This is a genomic window from Limnohabitans sp., assembly GCF_031538885.1.
In the GTDB taxonomy this organism is placed as follows: domain Bacteria; phylum Pseudomonadota; class Gammaproteobacteria; order Burkholderiales; family Burkholderiaceae_C; genus Limnohabitans.
This window is the reverse complement of sequence record NZ_JAVKLW010000058.1, coordinates 1-2,168: the sequence shown is the minus strand read 5'-3', so window position 1 is coordinate 2,168 and position 2,168 is coordinate 1. Positions and strand designations below refer to the sequence as shown.

General features: G+C 58.1%; 1 protein-coding gene and 1 pseudogene. Both read left to right on the top strand.

The genetic code is table 11. The annotated features are described in order from the left end of the window. The first annotated feature begins 136 nt into the window (after positions 1-136). On the top strand, positions 137-1,600 hold the full coding sequence (locus RMS03_RS04300) for a sigma-54 dependent transcriptional regulator (RefSeq protein ID WP_310625868.1): 1,464 nt from the start codon (positions 137-139) through the stop codon (positions 1,598-1,600). A gap of 41 nt (positions 1,601-1,641) precedes the next feature. After that, positions 1,642-2,168: pseudogene (locus tag RMS03_RS04295) on the top strand (HupU protein); the annotation flags it as partial.

The following is a 2,168-nucleotide window of genomic DNA, read 5'->3' as shown; positions in this document are numbered from 1 at the left end:
GCTGAGGTGCTTGTACATTGGGCAACTTCGACTTGGCGGTTAAAGCGGCCATGATGCTCTCGCATCCTCAGCCACCTATAACCAGTTCATCTTTGTTGCACTTCGTCCTTGAATCCGCCTTCTTTAGAATCAAATAATGCAAAACTCTAGTAATTCAGAACAGTTGCCCACGGTGTTGGTGGTCGATGATGAGGTTCGTTCGCAAGACGCCATCCGTCGAACCCTGGAAGAAGACTTTGCGGTCCTCACCGCCAGTTCAGCCAGCCAAGCGCGAGCGCTGTTTGAGCAGCAAGCCATCAGTGTGGTGTTGTGCGATCAGCGCATGCCCGATGTCACGGGGGTGCGCTTCTTAAAAGAAGTGCGTGACCGTTGGCCTGACACCGTGCGCATGGTGATCTCGGGGTATACCGACTCGCAAGACATCATCGCAGGCATCAACGAGGCCGGGATTTACCAATACATTTTGAAGCCGTGGTCGCCCGACCACTTGTTGTTGTCGGTGCGCAATGCGGTGGAAGCACAGCATTTGCAAAAGCAAACCAGTCGTTTGAATTTGGAGTTGCGCACCAGCACCACCGTTTTGCGCGAGCGCACGCAGACACAGTTGGCACAAGCCCGCCAAACATTTGGCTTTGACCGCTTGGTGCGTGCCCCCGATAGCCCGCTGGATGTGGTGTGCGTCATGGCGCAACGTGTCGCGCGCTATGACTTGCCCGTGCTGGTGCTCGGCGAATCAGGGACTGGCAAAGAACTGTTGGCACGGGCCATGCACTTTGCCTCGCCGCGCATGACGGGCCCCTTCGTGGTTGAGAACTGTGCGGCCATCCCGGATACCTTGATCGAGTCGGAATTGTTTGGTCACAAGCGCGGCTCATTCACGGGGGCTTATGAAGATCACTTGGGTTTGTTTCAACGTGCCAATGGCGGCACGGTGTTCTTGGACGAAATTGGCGAAACGTCCCCCGCCTTCCAGGTCAAGCTCTTGCGTGTGTTGCAAGAGGGTGAGGTCAGGCCCGTGGGCGCTGCGCGTCCCATCCCCGTGGATGTGCGTGTGATCGCAGCCACGCACCGTCAGCTGGAGCAACGGGTGCAAGAAGGGTTGTTCCGTGAGGACTTGTATTACCGCATCTCCGGCGTGACCTTGACCATGCCACCATTGCGCGAACGGATAGCTGACATCGCACCAATTGCGCAACAACTGGCACAAGATGTGGCTATTGAGTTGGGTTTACCGGCCCGCAGCGTCCCTGACGATGTGCTGGCGTGTTTGATGGCCTACGCATGGCCAGGCAATATCCGGGAACTCCGCAATGAAATGGCCCGCGCTTTGGCCTTGAGCCAGGATGCAGAGTGGTCAGTGGCCGATTTTTCGCATCGCGTCTTGCAAGGGCGTGGTGTCGGTGTCGGCCCCGAGTTAATGGCCTCTGTGCCCAAGACAGGCACCTTGAGCGAACGCTTGGATGTGATTGAGGCCATGCTCTTGCGCGAAACCTTGCTGCGCCACCGCTTCAACAAAACCCGTGCGGCCCAAGAGCTGGGTTTGTCCCGCGTCGGCTTGCGCGGCAAGATGCAGCGCTTTGGCCTGGAGGGCGGCGCTTGAACGTCTTGTGGCTTCAGTCGGGGGGATGTGGGGGTTGCAGCATGTCGTTGCTGTGTGCGGACACGACCGACTTTCATGGGCATTTGCGTGATGCGGGCATCCACATCTTGTGGCATCCCTCGTTGTCATTGGCCAGTGGCGAAGAATTTTTAAACCTGCTCGATCAAGTACTCAACGGTCAAGTACGCATGGATGTGTTGTGCATCGAAGGTGCGTTGCTACGCGGCCCGCAAGGCACAGGGCGTTTCCACATGCTCGCAGGCACACAGTTGCCCATGAAAGATTGGGTGCAACGCCTGGCTCAACACGCCGACCATGTGGTGGCGGTGGGCAGTTGTGCCGCTTGGGGCGGCATCACCGCAGGCGGCAGCAACCCCACCGAGGCCTGTGGCTTGCAGTACGAGGACGAAACCGTGGGTGGTTTGCTCGGTGCCAATTTCCGTTCTGGCAGTGGTTTGCCTGTCATCAACATCGCAGGCTGCCCCACGCATCCGAGTTGGGTGATCGACACGCTCATGGCCTTGGCCGCTGGCACGTTTCAGGCAGATGACCTCGACCCCTTGAACCG